Here is a 14,654-nt window from a genome sequence, read left to right on the forward strand (position 1 = left end):
TCGGGTGACCAGGTAACAAGGAGAAAAGACAATGAAGTTTAAAGTGATGGCCCTGGCGGCATTAGTGGGATTCGGTGCGATGTCGGTACAGGCAAATGAATTGCCAGATGGGCCGCACATTGTGACCTCCGGGACGGCAAGCGTTGATGCAGCGCCGGATATCGCAACCCTGGCGATTGAAGTCAATGTGGCGGCGAAAGATGCCGCATCAGCGAAAAAGCAGGCCGACGATCGCGTGGCCCAATATCTCTCGTTCCTTGAGCAAAACGGCGTCGCTAAAAAAGACATCAGTTCTGCCAATCTTCGTACCCAACCAGACTACGACTATCAGAACGGCAAAAGCATTCTGAAAGGTTACCGCGCGGTGCGTACCGTTGAGGTGACTTTGCGTCAGTTGGATAAACTGAACTCATTGTTAGATGGCGCGCTCAAAGCGGGTCTGAACGAAATTCGTTCCGTTTCCCTGGGCGTTGCGCAACCGGAATCTTTCAAAGATAAAGCCCGTAAAGCGGCGATTGATGACGCCGTACATCAGGCTCAGGAATTGGCTTCAGGCTTTAATGCCAAGCTGGGGCCGGTCTACAGCGTGCGTTATCACGTGTCTAACTATCAGCCGAGCCCAATGGTTCGTATGATGAAAGCGGATGCTGCCGCTGCGCCTTCCGCGCAGGAAACCTACGAGCAGCCGACAATTCAGTTTGAAGACCAGGTCGATGTAGTGTTCCAACTGGAGCCGACACAGCAACAGGCTGAGCCACAGAAGAAAGCGGAATAATTCAGTTACGCGTTCTATAAATGAAAACGCCGGGGAAACCCGGCGTTTTTGATCAAACCTGACGAAGAACCTTGTGCCCATATTCGAGCAGCGCATCGGTGACGCGGCGCATCATGCGGCTTTCTGGCGCAAAACGGTGCCAGAACAGCATTCGGCGCTGGAACAGACCCGGCGTCAGATCAATCAGCTCACCGCTGTCCAGTTCACGTTCAATTTGCAGGTGCGGGATCATACAGCAGGTGGTGCCTTGACGCGCTAACTGCACGAAGGCTTCTGATGAGTTAACGATATGACACGGCACGCTGCCCGGTGGTAAATCGAAGTGCTGTTGTAAAAACGCCTGGTGCATATCGTCCAGATGGTCAAACGCCACCACTGGCGCTTTCAGCAGCGCCGAACGCGTTACGCCGTTGGGGAAGTAACGTTGCGCAAATGACTTTGAGGCGACGAACAGATAGTCGAGCGCGCCGAGTTGATCGACCAGACAGCTCGGCAACGCCTGTGGCTGAATACTCACCGCCCCGACCACTTCACCGCGACGCAGACGTTCCTGGGTGCGGGTTTCATCTTCAACCTGAATGTTCAGGCGAATCGGGGAATCAGAAAGCACAGTAGAAAGCGCGGGCAGCAGCCAGGTTGCCAGACTGTCGGCGTTGACCGCCAGTGACAGCAGCAACGGCGTGGAGCCGGTTTGCTCATCGCCCAGCCACTCTTCTTCTAACAGCTCAACCTGACGCAGCAGCGCCAACAGTTTCTGGCCTTGCTCGGTCGGACGAGGAGGAACGGTTCGCACCAGCAAGGGCTGCCCGAACATATTTTCCAGCTGTTTGATTCGCTGAGAGACGGCGGACTGGGTAATACACAGCTTTTGTGCGGCGCGCTCAAACCCGCGTTCCCGAATAACCGCATCCAATGCCTGTAGTGTTCTGTAGTCCGGACGTTTCATTGCTCTGACTGACTCCTCATCGTTTATTCCTCGCACTATGACATAAATTTACCTTTGATACAGAATGAAATTGGCGCGCTCGGGTCAGCCTCTGCAAGGACATTTCGATGGTGAATGGTCTATAATGCGCGGCATCCCATCACATCACAGGCAAAAATCATGACGCAGGATGAACTGAAAAAAGCAGTTGGCTGGGCAGCACTTCAATATGTACAACCGGGCACGATTGTCGGTGTGGGTACCGGGTCTACCGCTGCGCACTTTATCGACGCGCTGGGGACCATGAAAGGTCAGATTGAAGGGGCGGTTTCCAGCTCGGACGCTTCTACCGAAAAACTGAAAAGCCTCGGTATTCACGTTTTTGATCTCAACGAAGTGGACAGCCTGGGTGTCTACGTTGATGGTGCCGATGAGATTAACGATCATATGCAGATGATCAAAGGCGGCGGCGCGGCGCTGACGCGTGAGAAAATCATTGCCTCGGTTGCGGATAAGTTTATCTGTATCGCCGATGCGTCCAAGCAAGTCGCGATTCTGGGTAAATTCCCGCTGCCGGTTGAGGTTATCCCAATGGCGCGCAGCGCAGTGGCGCGTGAACTGGTTAAACTCGGTGGTCGTCCGGAATACCGTCAAAATGTCGTGACCGATAACGGCAACGTGATTCTGGATGTGCACGGTCTTGAGATCCTCGATGCCATCGCACTGGAAAATGCGATCAATGCACTTCCTGGTGTTGTTACCGTCGGCCTGTTCGCCAACCGTGGCGCGGATGTGGCGCTGATTGGTACTGCTGATGGCGTGAAAACCATCACCAAATGATCTGACGGGAGCCGCTCTGGCTCCCGTAAAAATTTTCACCAGGCCAAATTCGGTGACTTGTGTCACATTTATTGACTACTTCTGATTAACACCCTGCCACTCTTCCTGCATCCAGCATTTTATGCTGCCTTTTTCCTCTGAATGACATTCCTTCAGCATGCCGACGCAAACGTTCATATTGCCGCAATAGTTTTTTTTGATATGTTGCTGGGGTGGACGTTCGTTCACCACAACATCGATACAAGACAGACAGGGCGGGGAAATGGCTAAGGTATCACTGGAAAAAGACAAAATTAAGTTTCTGCTGGTGGAAGGCGTGCATCAAAAAGCACTCGATAATCTTCGTGCGGCAGGCTACACCAACATTGAATTTCACAAAGGCGCGCTCGACGCCGAGCAACTGAAAGAGTCGATCCGTGATGCCCATTTCATCGGCCTGCGCTCCCGTACTCAATTGACTGAAGAAATTATCCAGGCAGCAGAAAAACTGGTGGCGATCGGTTGCTTCTGTATCGGCACCAACCAGGTCGATTTGAACGCGGCGGCAAAACGTGGCGTGCCTGTGTTTAACGCCCCGTTCTCTAACACGCGTTCGGTGGCTGAGCTGGTGATTGGTGAACTGCTGCTGCTGCTGCGTGGTATTCCTGAAGCGAACGCCAAAGCACACCGTGGGATCTGGAACAAACTTGCGTCGGGCAGCTTTGAAGCGCGTGGCAAAAAATTAGGGATCATCGGTTACGGCCACATCGGCACGCAACTTGGGATCCTCGCGGAATCGTTGGGGATGCATGTCTTCTTCTACGATATCGAAAACAAACTGCCGCTCGGCAACGCCACACAGGTTCAGCATCTTTCTGATCTGCTGAACATGAGTGACGTGGTGAGTCTGCATGTGCCGGAAAATGCATCGACTAAAAATATGATGGGTGCCGAAGAGATTGCGCTGATGAAGCCAGGCTCTCTGCTTATCAACGCCGCACGTGGCACGGTGGTCGATATTCCTGCGTTGTGCGATGCGCTGGCGCGTAAGCATCTGGCCGGGGCGGCTGTCGACGTGTTCCCAACGGAACCGGCGACCAACAGCGATCCGTTCACCTCACCACTGTGTGAATTCGATAACGTTATCCTGACGCCGCACATTGGTGGCTCCACGCAGGAAGCGCAGGAAAACATCGGTCTGGAAGTGGCGGGTAAGCTGGCTAAATACTCTGACAACGGTTCAACGCTGTCAGCGGTTAACTTCCCGGAAGTGTCGCTGCCGCTACACGGTGGGCGTCGTTTGCTGCATATCCACGAAAACCGCCCGGGTGTACTGACGGCGATTAACCAGATTTTTGCTGAGCAGGGCGTGAATATCGCCGCGCAGTATCTGCAAACCACGCCGCAGATGGGCTATGTGGTTATTGATATTGAAGCGGAAGAAGATGTGGCGGAAAAAGCGCTGCAAAGCATGAAGGCGATTCCGGGAACCATCCGCGCTCGTCTGCTGTACTGATTGTCGCGCCGGGTGGATCCGGCCTACAGGATTGTGTCCGGTGGCGGTGCGCCACCGGGCGACAAACTCACCATTGCCACACTTTCGAAGGCGTCACCACCGCAGGCAGCGGAATATCCCACTTCTCAACCGGCAATGTATCCACCTGCTGACAATCATGCGCATAGCCGACCGGCTGCAAGCCATAGCGCTGCCAGTTTTGCAGCGTCCTGTCGTAAAAGCCTCCACCCATGCCGAGCCGTTGTCCTTGTGTGTCAAAGGCAACTAACGGTGTAATCAGCACATCCAGCTTATTGAGTGGCAAAACGTCACGCACATCCAGTTTCGGCTCCTGAATTTTCAGACAGTTAACCACCAGTTCAGAGCGCGGATGGTAATGAAGGAACAGCAGATTACCTGGGCTGAAAGGATGCAAAACAGGCAGATAGACTTTCTTACCGCTGCGCCACAGTTGTTCGATGAGCGGGCGCGTATCGAGTTCGCCGTCGAACGAGAGAAACAGTGCCACGGTATGGGCCATCATGACCGGCGTGTACGCCATCATTCGATTCGCGGCCTGGTCGGCAAAATACAGCTGTTGTTCGGGTGTAAGGGCGCGACGATGCTGCCGAATAGTTTGGCGAATGTGTTGTCTGGCTGAGAAGGTGTTTGAGACGAGTGTCATGGTAGTAAGAAGAGGGTAGGGAATCTCCGAGATGCCGCCGCAGGCTGTAACCCTTGAACCCTTGGTTCAAGGTGAATATGTCGTCACAGTCTTAAGGCTTCTCGGACGAACCGAGCATGCTCACCAACCGTGGAGCGCCACATTCTTGTGGTATGAAATATCGGCTCAGGGGACTGGCCCGCTTGCGAACATCTCAGAGAAATTTTGTCTTCAGGGTCACTCTACCATAGTAAACCATGAAGTGTTATTCAAAGTTTGGAGCCGTTTTTTCGGTTGTGCGACCTTGATCGAGAAGTGCCTGTTCAATGGTCTGTTGGAGCATCCGAATTCGGGTTTCCATACTGGCAGCGTAATCACGCGTTTTCGCTCTTTCCTGCGTCAGCTCGTAGCTGATATTCAGGGCGGCGATAAACACAAGCTGTTCAGTATTTGTGACTCTAGTGCGTTCTTTCAGATCTTGCAACCGCTGATTCAGATCGTCCGCAGCCTGATTAAGGGCATCCCTTTGTTCAGGCGGGCAATTCACACGTAGTGAACGGCCAAAAATTTGGATATCGACGGGTTCTGCAGACATGCCACCTTCCTGCTAATTGACTGCGCAACCTCCACAGCCCGCATCGGGGCCCGCGAAGGGGCGACACTATAGCTACCCCACTGTGAACATACAAGCCCAATTCTGGTTCACCAGGGTCCAAAGTGGTAGCATAACATGAAACTTCCCTCCAACGACGACGAATGCGCATGTCTATACAGAACGAAATGCCTGGTTACAACGATGTGAACCAGTTACTTAACCAACAGGGCGTGGGCTTAACACCTGCCGAGATGCATGGTTTGATTAGCGGCATGCTGTGTGGCGGCAACAAAGACAGCAGTTGGCTGCCGTTGGTCCATGACCTGACCAACGAAGGCATGGCCTTTGGTCATGAGTTGGCTGAGATCCTGCGAAAAATCCATGCGGTCACCAGTGACGCACTGGAAGATGAAGGCTTCCAGTTCCAGCTCTACATGCCAGATGGCGATGAAGTGAGCGTCTTTGAGCGTGCCGATGCGTTGGCGGGATGGGTAAACCATTTCCTGCTGGGCCTGGGCGTCACGCAGCCTAAACTTGAGAAAGTAAAAGGCGAAACCGGCGAAGCCATCGACGATCTGCGAAACATCGCTCAGCTTGGTTATGATGAAGACGAAGATCAGGAAGAGCTTGAGATGTCGCTCGAAGAGATTATCGAGTATGTGCGCGTAGCCTCATTGCTGTGCCACGACACCTTCACGCATCAACAGCCGACCGCACCCGAAGTTCGCAAACCGACATTACATTAATCATCAGCATGCTCAGGAGGGTGTCATGACTCAGCAGGAGTATCTTCAGCGTCGGCAGAAACTGCTGGCGCAGATGCCAGCAGGCAGCGCGGCGTTGATTTTTGCCGCACCGGAAGCCATTCGCAGCGCCGACACGGAATATCCATATCGTCAAAGCAGCGATTTTAGCTACTTCACCGGCTTCCACGAGCCGGAAGCCGTACTGGTGCTGATTAAAAGTGATGACACCCATAACCACAGCGTGCTGTTTAATCGTGTGCGCGACCTGACGGCTGAAATCTGGTTTGGTCGCCGTCTTGGGCAAGAGGCCGCTCCGGCGAAACTTGGCGTCGATCGTGCGCTGGCATTCACTGAAATTGACGAACAGCTATATCAACTGCTGAACGGTCTGGATGCGGTGTATCACGCGCAGGGTGAATACGCGTATGCCGACACCATCGTCTTCAACGCGCTGGAAAAACTGCGCAAAGGCTCTCGCCAGAATCTGAAAGCCCCGGCGGCACTCGTTGACTGGCGACCGCTGGTGCATGAAATGCGTCTGTTTAAATCAGCAGAAGAAATTGCCGTCATGCGCCGGGCCGGGGAAATCTCCGCACTGGCACACACTCGGGCGATGGAAAAATGCCGTCCGGGGATGTTTGAATATCAGCTCGAAGGGGAAATTCATCATGAATTTACCCGTCATGGCGCGCGTTATCCTTCCTACAATACCATTGTGGGCGGCGGCGATAACGGCTGCATTCTGCATTACACCGAAAACGAATCTGCACTGCGCGACGGTGATTTAGTGCTGATCGACGCGGGCTGTGAATATCTCGGTTACGCAGGCGACATCACTCGCACGTTCCCGGTGAACGGCAAATTCACCCCTGCACAGCGTGAAATTTACGACATCGTGCTCGAATCACTGGAAACGGCGCTCAAACTTTATCGCCCAGGCACGACGATGCAGGAAGTGACTGGCGAAGTGGTGCGTGTGATGGTGACCGGATTAGCCGAACTCGGGATCCTCAATGGTGAAATCGATCAGTTGATCACCGACAACGCGCACCGAAAATTCTTCATGCATGGCCTCAGCCACTGGCTGGGCATGGATGTTCACGATGTGGGTGAGTATGGCCCGGATCGTTCCCGTGAACTTGAACCGGGCATGGTGCTCACCGTTGAACCGGGGCTGTATATCGCACCCGACGCCGACGTGCCAGAGCAGTATCGCGGCATCGGCATTCGTATCGAAGATGACATTGTGATCACCGAAAACGGCAATGAAAATCTCACCGCCAGCGTCGTTAAACGCGCGGATGATATCGAGGCGCTGATGGCGGCACACGCACAATGAGCGTGATTATTGTCGGTGGCGGCATGACTGGCGCGACGCTGGCGCTGGCGATTTCGCATCTCAGCGCGGGCAAAGTCCCCGTACATCTGATTGAAGCCGTCGCGCCCGATTCACAACAGCATCCCGGTTTTGATGCGCGAGCCATCGCGTTAGCCGCCGGCACTTGTCAGCAATTGGTGCGAGTCGGCATTTGGCAAGCGATCCGCGACTGCGCGACGGCAATTCGTACCGTTCACGTCAGCGATCGCGGGCATGCGGGTTTCGTCACCCTGGAAGCCGACGATTATCATCTTCCCGCGTTGGGTCAGGTGGTGGAATTGCATGACGTGGGCCAACGTCTGTTTGAATTGTTGCGCAAAGCGCCAGGCGTGACGTTGCATTGTCCGGCGCGAGTCGACAGTTTTACGCGCAGCCAGCAAAGCGTCGAGGTCACTCTCGATAATGGCAATGTGCTTACCGGCAAAATGCTGGTCGCCGCTGACGGTTCCCGTTCTGCGCTCGGCGAACAGTGTGGCATTGCCTGGCAGCAGCAGCCTTACGAGCAGTTAGCGATTATCGCCAATGTGAGCACCGCCGTGCCGCATGACGGGCGCGCATTTGAGCGCTTCACCGAACACGGCCCGCTGGCGATGTTACCGATGTCTGACGGACGTTGTTCGCTGGTGTGGTGTCATCAGCTTGAAAACCGTGATGAGGTGCTGAGTTGGTCTGATGAACGCTTCTGCAACGAACTCCAGCAAGCCTTTGGCTGGCGGCTTGGACGCATCACCCAAAGCGGCAGCCGCAACGTTTATCCGCTTTCCTTAACTACCGCAAATCGAGCGATATCGCACCGCATGGCGCTGGTCGGAAACGCGGCGCAAACCCTGCATCCGATTGCCGGGCAGGGCTTTAATTTAGGTCTGCGTGACGTCATGTCACTGGCAGAAATGCTGGCGCAGGCGAACGATCCCGGTGATTACGCGCTGTTAAGCCAATATCAACAGCGTCGAACCGACGATAAAAGTGCAACCATCGGCGTGACCGACGGTCTGGTTCATCTGTTCGCCAATCGCTGGGCACCGCTGGTGGCCGGGCGAAATGTCGGGCTGATGGCGATGGAATTATTCACTCCGGCGCGCGATGCGCTGGCGCAGCGTACCCTGGGTCAGGTAGCGAGATAAGGAGTTTCACAATGCAAAGTGTTGATATCGCTATCGTCGGTGGAGGAATGGTTGGCCTCGCGGTCGCTTGTGGCCTACAGGGCAGCGGACTGCGCGTCGCGGTCATCGAACAACATCAGCCGCAGGCGATTGAGGCTGATTCCGCGCCGCAACTGCGTGTCTCTGCCATCAACGCCGCCAGCGAAAAACTGCTGTCGAAGCTCGATGTATGGAATGACATTGTCGCCGAACGCGCCAGCCGCTATCACGGCATGGAAGTGTGGGATCAGGACAGTTTTGGCCGTATCGCGTTTGACGATGCGAGCCTCGGCTACAGCCATCTAGGGCATATTATTGAAAATGGTGTGATTCACCATACGTTGTGGCGAAAAGCGCAGCGCTGTAAAGACGTCACACTGATGGCTCCCGCCGAACTGGCGCAGGTGGCGTGGGGCGAAAACGAAGCGTTTCTCACGCTTAAAGACGGCAATATGCTGACCGCGCGGTTAGTAATCGGGGCCGATGGCGCACATTCATGGCTGCGTGGTAAAGCAGATATTCCGCTGACGTCGTGGGATTATCGTCATCACGCGTTGGTGGCAACCATTCGCACTTACGAACCGCATCAGGCCGTGGCGCGTCAGGCGTTTCATGGCGATGGCATTCTGGCGTTTCTGCCGCTAAGTGACCCGCATCTGTGTTCCATCGTCTGGTCATTATCGCCGGAAGAAGCCGCGAAGATGCAGCAGGCCGATGAAGCAGCATTTAATCAGGCGTTGAACATCGCGTTTGATAATCGCCTGGGCCTGTGCAAAGTGGAAAGCGAGCGTCAGGTGTTCCCCTTGACCGGGCGCTACGCACGTCAGTTTGCTGCGCATCGGCTGGCGTTAGTGGGCGACGCCGCCCACACCATTCACCCGTTAGCCGGACAAGGCGTCAACCTCGGTTTTATGGATGCCGCAGAGCTCATCGACGAAATTCGCCGTCTGCATGCGCAGGGCAAAGATTTCGGGCAGCACTTCTATCTGCGTCGCTATGAACGCAGCCGTAAACACAGCGCCGCGCTGATGCTGGCGGGTATGCAGGGCTTCCGTGAGTTATTCGCGGGTGTTAATCCGGCGAAGAAACTGCTGCGTGATATTGGCCTGAAACTGGCAGATACCCTACCCGGGGTAAAACCTCAGTTAATTCGTCAGGCGATGGGACTCAACGATCTGCCAGACTGGTTGCGTTAACGCGATCACACTTTTCGACCCGGCCAGCGCGCCGGGTGATTATCCCTCATTTGAAATAATCTAATTTCACTCACTTTGTCGCATTAGTTTTATTAATGCTGCAAAAAATCCCCTACGAAAAATCCGCCCAATTTCCCGCACGAAATATCATCTTCCACCAAATGTTGATCATGAATGTTAATTTTATGTGGCATTAGTCGCAGAAAGGCAGTCGATCGTTCTGTAGAGTTTTTGGCTCATTTTGGTCATAAGCTAATCTGATGGTTCGCTTTGCCTTATGGTTTACCGCGGTTTTCGGTGGTAACGTCAGGCAAAAGAGAACGTTTGCGTCGGTGCCCGGAGCGGTGTCGACGCTGGGCTTTGTGGTCGTATAAATGACTTCAAAGCACCTGGTTGCCCCGCTGACTCAACGAGGACAAGATGGCTCAACAGACGCCTTTGTATGAACAACACACGCTGTGTGGCGCACGTATGGTGGACTTCCACGGTTGGATGATGCCGCTGCATTACGGCTCGCAGATTGATGAGCATCATGCGGTACGCACCAGTGCCGGAATGTTCGATGTTTCGCACATGACCATTGTCGATCTGCACGGCAGCCGCACTCGCGAATTCCTGCGCTATCTGCTGGCAAACGACGTCGCCAAACTGACCAAACCCGGCAAAGCGCTCTACACCGGCATGCTCAATGCCTCCGCCGGGGTCATTGATGACCTGATTGTCTACTTCCTCACCGAAGACTATTTCCGCCTCGTCGTAAACTCCGCCACTCGTGAAAAAGACCTGGCCTGGGTAAGTGAGCACGCTGAACCGTACGGCATCGAAATCACCGTGCGTGACGATCTGTCGCTGATTGCGGTGCAAGGGCCGGATGCACAGGCCAAAGCCGCCAGCTTGCTCAACGACGAGCAGCGCAAAGCGGTGGAAGGTATGAAGCCGTTCTTCGGGGTGCAGGCAGGTGATTTGTTTGTTGCCACCACCGGCTATACCGGTGAAGCAGGCTATGAAATTGCGCTGCCAAATGAAAAAGCCGCAGATTTCTGGCATGCACTGGTTGAAACCGGGGTTAAACCTTGCGGTCTCGGCGCGCGTGACACGCTGCGTCTGGAAGCGGGCATGAATTTGTACGGTCAGGAGATGGACGAAGGCGTTTCACCTCTGGCGGCTAACATGGGCTGGACCATCGCCTGGGAACCGGCAGACCGTGATTTCATCGGCCGCGAAGCGCTTGAATCTCAGCGTCAGCATGGCACCGAACAACTCGTCGGGCTGGTGATGACCGAGAAAGGCGTACTGCGCGTCGAACTGCCTGTGCGCTTCTCCGATGCCCAAGGCAATCAGCACGAAGGCATTATCACCAGCGGCACGTTCTCGCCAACTCTCGGCTACAGCATTGCGCTGGCGCGCGTTCCGGCAGGGATTGGCGAAACCGCTGTGGTGCAAATTCGTAACCGTGAAATGCCGGTCAAAGTGACCAAACCTGTTTTTGTACGCGCTGGCAAAGCCGTCGTGTAATCGATTATTTTTTCAGGAGTAATGTGAATGAGCAATGTACCTGCAGAACTGAAATACAGCAAAGAACACGAATGGCTGCGTAAAGAAGCCGATGGCTCTTACACCGTTGGGATCACCGAACACGCGCAGGAACTGCTGGGCGATATGGTGTTTGTCGACTTGCCGGAAGTGGGAAAAATCGTTGCCGCAGGCGATGACTGTGCCGTCGCGGAATCCGTAAAAGCGGCTTCTGATATTTACGCGCCTATCAGCGGTGAAATCGTTGCCGTCAACGATGAACTGAGCGACTCCCCGGAGCAGGTCAACAGTGAGCCCTACACTGGCGGCTGGATCTTCAAAATCAAAGCCAGCGACGAAGCAGAAGTCGCGGCGCTTCTGGATGCGACAGCATACGAAGCCCTGTTAGAAGACGAGTAAAAGCGTAGGCCCGGTCAGCGCTAGCGCCACCGGGCAATCCCGTTCGAGATCATCACGATTTACTGCACGTATCAGGAACCCTCGCTCATGACACAGACCTTAAGCCAGCTTGAACATCGCGGCGCTTTCATTGAACGCCATATCGGCCCGGATGCGGCACAGCAGCAGGAGATGCTGAACACCGTTGGCGCAGAGTCGTTAGACGCGCTGACCGGCCAGATTGTGCCGCAGGACATTCAGCTCGCGACCCCGCCGCAGGTAGGTGACGCGACCACCGAATTCGCCGCGCTGGCAGAACTGAAAACCATTGCCAGCCGCAACAAGCGCTTTAAGTCTTACATCGGCATGGGCTACACCGCTGTGCAACTGCCGCCGGTTATCCTGCGCAACATGCTGGAAAATCCGGGTTGGTACACCGCTTATACGCCGTACCAGCCGGAAGTGTCGCAGGGCCGACTGGAAGCACTGCTGAACTACCAGACGATCACCCTGGATTTGACCGGTCTGGATATCGCCTCTGCTTCACTGCTGGACGAAGCAACTGCCGCCGCCGAAGCGATGGCGATGGCAAAACGCGTAAGCAAACTGAAAAATGCGAATCGCTTCTTCGTAGCGGCTGACATTCACCCGCAGACGCTGGACGTGGTGCGCACGCGTGCGGAAACCTTTGGTTTTGAAGTAATTGTCGATGACGCTGAAAAAGCGTTAGACCATCAGGACGTGTTCGGCGTGCTGTTGCAGCAGGTTGGCACCACGGGTGAAGTGCATGACTACAGCAAACTGATTGATGAACTGAAAACGCGCAAAGTGATTGTCAGCGTCGCCGCTGATTTCATGGCGCTGGTGTTGTTGACCGCACCGGGCAAACAGGGCGCGGATATTGTGTTCGGCTCTGCTCAACGCTTCGGCGTGCCAATGGGCTACGGCGGCCCACATGCGGCCTTCTTCGCCGCAAAAGACGAATTCAAACGCTCCATGCCGGGCCGTATTATTGGTGTGTCGAAAGACGCTGCCGGTAATACCGCGCTGCGCATGGCGATGCAGACCCGCGAGCAGCATATCCGCCGCGAGAAAGCGAACTCCAACATCTGTACTTCCCAGGTGCTGTTGGCGAACATCGCGAGCCTTTATGCCGTATTCCACGGTCCGGCTGGCCTGAAACGTATCGCCGGGCGTATCCATCGCCTGACCGATATTCTGGCAACGGGCCTGCAACAGAAAGGCCTGAAGCTGCGTCACGAACACTTCTTCGACACCCTGTGTGTGGAAGTGGCTGACAAAGCCGCCGTACTGGCGCGTGCCGAAGCGGCAGAAATCAACTTGCGCAGTGACATCCACAACGCAGTGGGCATCACACTGGATGAAACCACTTCGCGTGAAGATGTGCTGGCACTGTTAGGCGTTATCGTTGGCGACAATCATGGCCTGACTATCGACGGCCTGGATAAAGAAGTGGCGCACGACAGCCGTTCTATTCCATCGGCAATGCTGCGTGAAGACGAAATTCTGACTCATCCGGTGTTCAATCGCTATCACAGCGAAACCGAGATGATGCGCTACATGCACTCGCTGGAGCGTAAAGATTTGGCGCTGAATCAGGCGATGATCCCATTGGGATCGTGCACCATGAAGCTCAATGCCGCCGCCGAAATGATCCCAATTACCTGGCCGGAATTCAGCGAACTGCACCCGTTCTGCCCGGCGGATCAGGCAGAAGGTTATCATCAGATGATTAACCAGTTGTCTGACTGGCTGGTGAAACTGACCGGATACGACGCGCTGTGTATGCAGCCAAACTCTGGCGCACAGGGCGAATACGCAGGTCTGCTGGCGATCCGTCACTATCACGAAAGCCGCAACGAAGGGCATCGCGATATTTGCCTGATCCCAAGCTCAGCGCACGGCACCAACCCGGCTTCTGCGCAGATGGCGGGAATGCAGGTTGTCGTTGTGGCGTGTGACAAGCAAGGCAACATCGATCTTGCTGATTTGCGTGCGAAAGCCGAGCAAACAGGTGCGAACCTTTCCTGCATCATGGTGACGTATCCGTCTACCCACGGTGTGTATGAAGAAACCATCCGCGAAGTGTGCGAAATCGTGCACCAGTTTGGCGGTCAGGTTTACCTCGATGGCGCGAATATGAACGCGCAAGTCGGCATTACTTCGCCAGGCTTTATCGGCGCGGACGTGTCGCACCTCAACTTGCACAAAACCTTCTGCATTCCGCACGGCGGTGGCGGCCCAGGTATGGGACCGATTGGCGTGAAAGCGCATCTGGCCCCGTTTGTACCGGGTCACAGCGTGGTGCAAATCGAAGGGATGCTCACCCGTCAGGGCGCAGTTTCAGCTGCACCGTTCGGCAGCGCCTCGATTCTGCCAATCAGCTGGATGTACATCCGCATGATGGGCGCGCAAGGGCTGAAACAGGCGAGCCAGGTGGCGATTCTGAACGCCAATTACATTGCCACCCGTTTGCAGGATGCTTATCCGGTGCTGTATACCGGGCGCGATGGTCGCGTGGCGCACGAATGTATTCTCGATATTCGTCCGCTGAAAGAAGAAACTGGCATCAGCGAGCTGGATATCGCTAAGCGTCTGATCGACTACGGTTTCCACGCCCCGACGATGTCCTTCCCGGTCGCGGGCACATTGATGGTGGAGCCGACCGAATCGGAAAGCAAAGTCGAACTCGACCGCTTTATCGACGCGATGCTGGCTATCCGCAATGAAATCAATCGCGTACAGCAAGGCGAATGGCCGCTGGAAGATAACCCGCTGGTGAATGCGCCGCACACGCAGAACGAGTTGGTGGCTGAGTGGAACCACGGTTATAGCCGCGAAGTGGCTGTGTTCCCGGCAGGCATGGCGAACAAGTACTGGCCGACGGTGAAACGTCTGGACGATGTCTACGGCGACCGCAACCTGTTCTGTTCCTGCGTGCCAATGAGCGAGTACCAGTAATCGGGTAACGACACTATCTTTTGAGG

At 55.0% G+C, this 14,654-nt stretch carries 13 protein-coding genes and 1 other RNA gene; 10 read left to right on the plus strand and 4 right to left on the minus strand.

Going from position 1 to position 14,654, the window contains the following annotated elements; genetic code table 11:
* Positions 1-31: 31 nt before the first annotated feature.
* Positions 32-775, plus strand: a complete 744-nt coding sequence (locus VH187_RS00975; protein ID WP_329699633.1) for an oxidative stress defense protein — start codon at positions 32-34, stop codon at positions 773-775.
* A gap of 52 nt (positions 776-827) precedes the next feature.
* On the opposite strand, the gene argP is transcribed toward VH187_RS00975, so the two are convergent.
* Complete coding sequence (argP, locus tag VH187_RS00980; RefSeq protein WP_329699634.1) at positions 828-1,721, minus strand: DNA-binding transcriptional regulator ArgP; 894 nt, start codon at positions 1,719-1,721, stop codon at positions 828-830.
* Between the two features lie 159 nt (positions 1,722-1,880).
* Between argP and rpiA the strand changes: the two genes are divergently transcribed.
* Both rpiA and serA read left to right on the plus strand, forming a co-directional pair.
* Positions 1,881-2,540 (plus strand): ribose-5-phosphate isomerase RpiA, encoded by a 660-nt coding sequence (gene rpiA / locus VH187_RS00985; RefSeq protein ID WP_329699635.1) that lies wholly within the window; start codon positions 1,881-1,883, stop codon positions 2,538-2,540.
* Positions 2,541-2,802: 262 nt separating this feature from the next.
* A complete protein-coding gene (gene serA, locus VH187_RS00990) occupies positions 2,803-4,035 on the plus strand; it encodes a phosphoglycerate dehydrogenase (protein ID WP_329699636.1) in 1,233 nt (410 codons plus the stop codon).
* Positions 4,036-4,102: 67 nt separating this feature from the next.
* Here serA and VH187_RS00995 read toward each other — a convergent pair whose 3' ends face one another.
* From VH187_RS00995 to zapA, 3 genes are all read right to left on the minus strand, one after another.
* Complete coding sequence (locus tag VH187_RS00995) at positions 4,103-4,699, minus strand: 5-formyltetrahydrofolate cyclo-ligase (RefSeq protein ID WP_329699637.1); 597 nt, start codon at positions 4,697-4,699, stop codon at positions 4,103-4,105.
* Positions 4,700-4,718: 19 nt separating this feature from the next.
* Positions 4,719-4,902, minus strand: a non-coding RNA gene (gene ssrS, locus VH187_RS01000) — 6S RNA.
* Between the two features lie 41 nt (positions 4,903-4,943).
* Positions 4,944-5,273, minus strand: a complete 330-nt coding sequence (zapA, locus tag VH187_RS01005) for a cell division protein ZapA (protein WP_312628635.1) — start codon at positions 5,271-5,273, stop codon at positions 4,944-4,946.
* A 167-nt stretch (positions 5,274-5,440) separates the two neighbouring features.
* Here zapA and VH187_RS01010 point away from each other — a divergent pair, with 167 nt between their 5' ends.
* The 7 genes from VH187_RS01010 (at position 5,441) to gcvP (ending at position 14,628) form a co-directional block, all read left to right on the plus strand.
* The gene (locus VH187_RS01010) at positions 5,441-6,019 is read left to right on the plus strand and encodes a YecA/YgfB family protein (RefSeq protein ID WP_329699638.1); all 579 of its coding nucleotides are present in this window, start codon (positions 5,441-5,443) and stop codon (positions 6,017-6,019) included.
* A gap of 25 nt (positions 6,020-6,044) precedes the next feature.
* Positions 6,045-7,358 carry a Xaa-Pro aminopeptidase gene (gene pepP / locus VH187_RS01015; protein ID WP_329699639.1) on the plus strand — a complete coding sequence of 438 codons (1,314 nt, stop codon included), beginning with the start codon at positions 6,045-6,047 and terminating at the stop codon, positions 7,356-7,358.
* On the plus strand, positions 7,355-8,521 hold the full coding sequence (ubiH, locus tag VH187_RS01020; RefSeq protein WP_329699640.1) for a 2-octaprenyl-6-methoxyphenyl hydroxylase: 1,167 nt from the start codon (positions 7,355-7,357) through the stop codon (positions 8,519-8,521). The genes pepP and ubiH overlap by 4 nt, the downstream gene beginning before the upstream one ends.
* A gap of 11 nt (positions 8,522-8,532) precedes the next feature.
* On the plus strand, positions 8,533-9,735 hold the full coding sequence (ubiI, locus tag VH187_RS01025; protein WP_329699641.1) for an FAD-dependent 2-octaprenylphenol hydroxylase: 1,203 nt from the start codon (positions 8,533-8,535) through the stop codon (positions 9,733-9,735).
* A gap of 420 nt (positions 9,736-10,155) precedes the next feature.
* Complete coding sequence (gcvT, locus tag VH187_RS01030; protein WP_329699642.1) at positions 10,156-11,250, plus strand: glycine cleavage system aminomethyltransferase GcvT; 1,095 nt, start codon at positions 10,156-10,158, stop codon at positions 11,248-11,250.
* A gap of 27 nt (positions 11,251-11,277) precedes the next feature.
* A complete protein-coding gene (gene gcvH / locus VH187_RS01035; RefSeq protein WP_329699643.1) occupies positions 11,278-11,667 on the plus strand; it encodes a glycine cleavage system protein GcvH in 390 nt (129 codons plus the stop codon).
* An 87-nt stretch (positions 11,668-11,754) separates the two neighbouring features.
* The gene (gene gcvP, locus VH187_RS01040; protein ID WP_329699644.1) at positions 11,755-14,628 is read left to right on the plus strand and encodes an aminomethyl-transferring glycine dehydrogenase; all 2,874 of its coding nucleotides are present in this window, start codon (positions 11,755-11,757) and stop codon (positions 14,626-14,628) included.
* The last annotated feature ends 26 nt before the right edge of the window (positions 14,629-14,654 follow it).

Source organism: Scandinavium sp., assembly GCF_036271055.1.
Lineage (GTDB): Bacteria > Pseudomonadota > Gammaproteobacteria > Enterobacterales > Enterobacteriaceae > Scandinavium.